Source organism: Mycobacterium sp. IDUB_19 (genome assembly GCF_055419445.1).
On record NZ_JBVAXR010000092.1, the window covers coordinates 1 to 4,486 of the forward strand.

The following is a 4,486-nucleotide window of genomic DNA, read 5'->3' on the forward strand; positions in this document are numbered from 1 at the left end:
AACCGGGTCACCGACGGCGCGGGCGCAGACGTTGTCGCCAAGCTGGAATCGTTCAACCCGGCGAACAGCGTGAAGGACCGCCTGGGCTTGGCACTGATCGACGCCGCCGAGGAAGCCGGGCTGCTCAAGCCCGACACCATCATCCTGGAGCCGACGAGCGGTAACACCGGCATCGCGCTGGCGATGGTGGCCGCGGCGCGCGGCTACAAGCTGGTGCTGACCATGCCGGAGACGATGAGTATCGAGCGCCGCAAGGTGTTGCGCGCCTACGGCGCCGAAATCATCCTCACCCCCGGCCCGGAAGGCATGCCGGGCGCCATCGCCAAGGCCGAAGAACTGGCCAAGAGCGATCAGCGGTATTTCGTGCCCCAGCAGTTCGAGAACCCGGCCAACGCCGCGATTCACCGCAAGACCACCGCGGAGGAGGTCTGGCGGGACACCGACGGGAAGATCGACATCTTCGTGGCCGGAGTGGGCACCGGAGGCACCATCACCGGGGTCGCCCAGGTCATCAAGGAGCGCAAGCCGTCCGTGCAGTTCATCGCGGTCGAGCCGGCCGCATCGCCGGTGCTCTCCGGCGGCAAGAAGGGGCCCCACCCCATCCAGGGCCTCGGCGCCGGATTCATCCCGCCGGTGTACGACGAGGAAGTGGTCGACGAGGTCGTCACCGTCGGCAACGACGACTCGATGAACCTGGCCCGGCGGCTGGCCCGCGAGGAGGGGCTGCTCGTCGGCATCTCCTCGGGTGCGGCCGTGGTGGCCGCCCTGCAGGTGGCCCGCCGGCCGGAGAACGCGGGCAAGCTCATTGTCGTCGTCCTTCCCGACTTCGGCGAACGGTATCTGAGCACACCGCTTTTCGCCGATTTGGCGGATTAGCCATGCTCGACGAGGTGCAGCGCGACATACAAGCGGCCAAGGAGCGAGATCCGGCCGCTCCCACCACGCTGCAGGTCATCCTCGCCTACCCCGGCGTGCACGCCATCTGGGGACATCGGATCAGCCACCTGCTGTGGAACCGCGGTGCCCGGCTGGCCGCACGCGTACTGGCGGAATTCACCCGCATCCTGACCGGAGTTGAGGTGCACCCCGGCGCGATCCTCGGCTCGGGGCTGTTCATCGACCACGCCACCGGGGTGGTGATCGGAGAAACCGCAGAGGTGGGTGAGGACGTCACGATCTACCACGGCGTCACGCTCGGCGGCACCGGTGCCGATACCGGCAAACGCCACCCCACGATCGGCGACCGCGTGATCATCGGCGCCGGGGCCAAGGTCCTCGGGCCGATCAAAATCGGCGACGACAGCCGGATCGGCGCCAATGCCGTCGTGGTCAAAGAGGTGCCGACCAGCTCCGTCGTCATCGGGGTTCCCGGGCAGGTCATCACCCGACTCGCCCGCGGCCACGAGGACGACGCGATGATGCCCGACCTGATAGGTGTCAGCCTGCAGTCCCTGCTCACCCGAGTGGCCCGGCTCGAGGCTTCCAGTGATGACGACGCGCAAACTGGCCGCGTCATCCGGCCACCCGAAGCCGGCGTCTGGCACCGCGAGGACTTCTCCATCTGAGCTCCACGCGCTTTCAGTAGGTCTTCAAGATGCGTTCACCGCGATCAGCGCTACCGTGACTTGACGTACCGACACGACGACGGAGGTGGCGATGAGCGACGGCCGTGTGCCACGGATTCCGATAGCGATGTCCTCGCCGAGTCTCAACCGTGGTGTCGGCTTCACTCACGAAGAGCGACGGCGCCTCGGGCTGACCGGCCGGCTTCCATCCGCGGTGCTGACCCTGGAAGAGCAAGCCGACCGTGTATGGCATCAATTACAAAGCATGGCAACCGATCTCGGCCGGAACCTGCTTCTCGAGCAGCTGCACTACCGACACGAGCTGCTCTACTACAAGGTGCTCGAAGACCACCTGCCCGAGTTGATGCCGGTGGTCTATACGCCCACGGTCGGCGAGGCCATTCAGCGCTTCTCCGACGAATACCGCGGCCAGCGGGGCCTGTTTCTGAGCATCGACGAGCCCGATGAAATCGCCGACGCCTTCCAAACGTTCGGGCTGGGTCCCGACGACGTTGACCTGATCGTGTGTACCGACGCCGAAGCCATCCTGGGCATCGGCGACTGGGGCGTGGGTGGCATTCAAATCGCGGTGGGCAAATTGGCGCTCTACACGGCCGGTGGCGGTATCGATCCCCGCCGCTGCATCGCGGTGTCACTCGACGTCGGCACGAATAACGAACAGTTGCTGCAGGATCCGTTCTATCTGGGCAATCGCCACCCACGCCGCCAGGGCGACGAATACGACGCCTTCATCAAGCGCTACATCGAGACCGCCAGCACGCTATTTCCACGGGCCATATTGCATTTCGAAGACTTCGGCCCGATCAACGCGCGAAAGATTCTGCGAACCTACGGCGACGACTACTGCGTGTTCAACGACGACGTGCAGGGCACCGGCGCCGTGGTGGTGGCTGCAGTGCACGGCGGATCGCATGTCACGGGTGTGCCGCTGCGCGACCAGAAAACGATCGTGTTCGGCGCCGGGACCGCCGGAATCGGTGTCGCCGACGAGATCCGCGACGCGATGGTTGACGACGGCGCCACGATCGAAGAGGCCACCTCGGCGATCTGGGCAATCGACAAGCAGGGCTTGCTGTTCGACGACATGGACGACCTGCGCGACTTCCAGGTGGCCTACGCCAAGAACCGCCGGCAGCTGGGCTTAGAAACCGGGGAACGGATCGGGCTCGTCGAGGCAATCAATTTGGCCTCCCCCACGCTGTTACTGGGCTGCTCAACGGTGTTCGGCGCGTTCACCCGCGAGGTCGTGGAGGCGATGACGGCGTCCTGCGAACAACCGATGATCTTCCCGTTGTCCAACCCGACCTCACGCATGGAAGCGATGCCGGCCGACGTGCTGGCATGGTCGAACGGCCGGGCGCTGGTTGCGATCGGAACCCCTGTTGCCCCTGCGGAATACAACGGCGTCAGCTACAGCATCGGCCAGGCCAACAACGTGCTGGTGTTTCCCGGGCTCGGGCTGGGCATCATCGTGGCCGGCGCCCGGCTGCTGACCCGGGCCATGTTGCACGCGGCCGCGAAAGCCGTTGCGGGACAGGCCAGGCCCACCAATCCGGGGGATTCGCTGTTGCCGGACGTGCAGAACTTGGGTGCCGTCTCGTCCGCGGTCGCCGAGGCCGTCTATCACGCCGCCGTCGACGAAGGGGTAGCCACCCGAACGCACGACGACGTCCGGCAGGTAGTCCTCGACACGATGTGGCGACCCGAATACGATTAGCGCCCATTGTCTTTCAACCATGTACTACGACGGATGGGGTTGCTGTGACGAGCACGCCGAAACCTTTTGAAGTGCACGAGTCGGGTGCGCTCTTGCACGGCACCAAGGCCGACCTTGCGGTGGGTGATCGCCTGGTGCCTGGACGTCGGTCGAACTACGGCGCAGGACGCTTTGCGAACCACGTTTATCTGACTCGGACGTTGGATGCCGCAGTGTGGGGAGCCGAACTGGCTAAAGGAGACGGTCGCGGCCGCATCTACATCGTGGAACCGGAAGGCACGCTGGAGGACGACCCGAACGTGACCGACAAAAAGTTGCCCGGAAATCCGACTCGCTCCTACCGCACCCGGGAGCCCGTGAAAATCGTCGACGAAATCACGGACTGGGTGGGGCATTCATCCGAACAGCTTCAAGCCATGCGGGACAGCCTGGCTGATCTCGAGCGGCGAGGACTGGCCGTCATCTACGACTAGCACCTGCTTGGCGGCGTTGAGCGCGAACACCTTTCGGGTAGCGAGATTCCGCTATGTCAGGGGGCGGGCTGCCGGGTCAGTTCGACGATCGCCGCGAGCCGGCCCTGCACGCGTTCGAGATCGGCCGCGCAGGGAAGTTCGTCGGCCACCCGGGTGATGGCCGGGCCGATATCGACGGCATCGATGTTCAAGTCGCCGCGCCACGCCACGTGAGTGGCCACCGCGGCCACCGCGTTGTCGGGCATGCGGCGCCGCAACAGCGCCAATAGCGGGACACAGTCGGCCTTCGGCACACCCTGCGGGTAGCCGGCGCGGATGAAGGCGTCGAATGTGGTCACCAAACCGCTCATTGGCACCGGGAGACATCCCCCTCCAGCCGTCATGTGCGCACCCACCCGAGTGCGACGACCAAACCGTACGCGCCGCCACTGAACTGTCGGTGACGTGCGAGAAACGCACGTTCTACGGATGTTGAATTTCGAACCATCGATGCCGAGCCCCCCGTTGGCGGCGCTCGCGAGCACCACGCGCCCGGTGATTTGGAGTTGCGCCGTTACCTGCTCCCCCGGGTGGACTCGAACCACCAACCCTTCGGTTAACAGCCGAATGCTCTGCCAATTGAGCTACAGGGGAATAACCGGTGTCCACGCGAACTCTGGCGCGGATCGCTGGACGACTCTAGCGTACCGGCACACCCACGCCCAAGTTCT

Annotated in this window: 5 protein-coding genes and 1 tRNA gene; 4 read left to right on the top strand and 2 right to left on the bottom strand. The window is 65.2% G+C overall.

What is annotated here, in order from left to right:
• The 4 genes from cysK to arr all read left to right on the top strand — a co-directional run.
• Positions 1 to 876: cysteine synthase A (gene cysK, locus ACZY0B_RS26795; RefSeq protein ID WP_463767260.1), on the top strand; the 876-nt coding region annotated here is incomplete at its 5' end.
• A gap of 2 nt (positions 877 to 878) precedes the next feature.
• Entirely contained in the window at positions 879 to 1,565 is a 687-nt protein-coding gene (gene cysE / locus ACZY0B_RS26800; RefSeq protein WP_463767261.1) for a serine O-acetyltransferase, read from the top strand.
• A 91-nt stretch (positions 1,566 to 1,656) separates the two neighbouring features.
• Positions 1,657 to 3,303 (top strand): NAD-dependent malic enzyme, encoded by a 1,647-nt coding sequence (locus tag ACZY0B_RS26805; RefSeq protein WP_463767262.1) that lies wholly within the window; start codon positions 1,657 to 1,659, stop codon positions 3,301 to 3,303.
• A 44-nt stretch (positions 3,304 to 3,347) separates the two neighbouring features.
• On the top strand, positions 3,348 to 3,776 hold the full coding sequence (gene arr / locus ACZY0B_RS26810) for an NAD(+)--rifampin ADP-ribosyltransferase (protein ID WP_463767263.1): 429 nt from the start codon (positions 3,348 to 3,350) through the stop codon (positions 3,774 to 3,776).
• A 56-nt stretch (positions 3,777 to 3,832) separates the two neighbouring features.
• Here arr and ACZY0B_RS26815 read toward each other — a convergent pair whose 3' ends face one another.
• Both ACZY0B_RS26815 and ACZY0B_RS26820 read right to left on the bottom strand, forming a co-directional pair.
• Entirely contained in the window at positions 3,833 to 4,114 is a 282-nt protein-coding gene (locus ACZY0B_RS26815) for a DUF3349 domain-containing protein (RefSeq protein WP_463767264.1), read from the bottom strand.
• Positions 4,115 to 4,336: 222 nt separating this feature from the next.
• Positions 4,337 to 4,409: transfer RNA gene (locus ACZY0B_RS26820), tRNA-Asn, on the bottom strand.
• Positions 4,410 to 4,486: the final 77 nt, after the last annotated feature.

Coding starts and splice junctions, on each gene's coding strand:
- ACZY0B_RS26805 (WP_463767262.1), top strand. CDS start 1,657: ATGAGCGACGGCCGTGTGCCACGGATTCCGATAGCGATGTCCTCGCCG.
- cysE (WP_463767261.1), top strand. CDS start 879: ATGCTCGACGAGGTGCAGCGCGACATACAAGCGGCCAAGGAGCGAGAT.